Source organism: Streptomyces mutabilis (assembly GCF_014649815.1).
GTDB classification, from domain to species: Bacteria; Actinomycetota; Actinomycetes; order Streptomycetales; family Streptomycetaceae; genus Streptomyces; species Streptomyces mutabilis.
This window is the reverse complement of the sequence record NZ_BMTT01000164.1, coordinates 1-663: the sequence shown is the minus strand read 5'-3', so window position 1 is coordinate 663 and position 663 is coordinate 1. Positions and strand designations below refer to the sequence as shown.

The following is a 663-nucleotide window of genomic DNA, read 5'->3' as shown; positions in this document are numbered from 1 at the left end:
TTGTCCCATCCCCATAGCAACACGCTCAGGTGTACCAAATAAATTACATAGCACTGGCATATCAAACCCTTTAGGATTTTCAAATAACAGTGCAGGCCCACCAGCACGTAATGTTCTGTCCGCTATTTCGGTCATTTCAAGGTAGGGATCTATTTCAAAGGTGATGCGTTTTAATTCACCTTTTTCTTCGAGTAATGAAAGGAAATCTCTTAAATCGCGGTATTTCATCATAATCTTACGAGCCAGTGAGTGAGAGAAAAGAGGGCAAAGCCCTCTTTGAAACACTATAAGCTAAACGCATAACTCACTAAAAAGCAATGCCTTTTATATGAGATTGCAAATTATTATTATAAACAGCGAAATGGAACCCATTTTGCCAACATTTTTGTATCAAATTGTTCTGGAAAAGTTTTTCCATGTTGGAAAATTTTAAAGCCTTCATTTTTAGCGCTGTAATAACGTAACTCTTCACCCTGAATATATAAGTAACTACCTTCACGAATGGCAACCACTATCTCGTCTGGGTTCATCGCACAAAACTCCGCAATACGCTCATCTCGAGTTTCGCCCATATGTCCACTAATGGTGGCATCAATATAGTGCGGGTTAATTTGTACAGGGAATAATCCCAGTGAAGGCATAACAACAGAACAGCGCACAGGC

1 protein-coding gene and 1 pseudogene are annotated in these 663 nt (G+C 39.5%); both read right to left on the bottom strand.

Annotation, left to right across the window (positions count from 1 at the left end):
- A pseudogene (locus tag IE142_RS39880) lies at window positions 1-231 on the bottom strand (menaquinone biosynthesis decarboxylase); the annotation flags it as partial.
- Window positions 232-347: 116 nt separating this feature from the next.
- Window positions 348-663: Type 1 glutamine amidotransferase-like domain-containing protein (locus tag IE142_RS39875; protein WP_191889448.1), on the bottom strand; the 316-nt coding region annotated here is incomplete at its 5' end.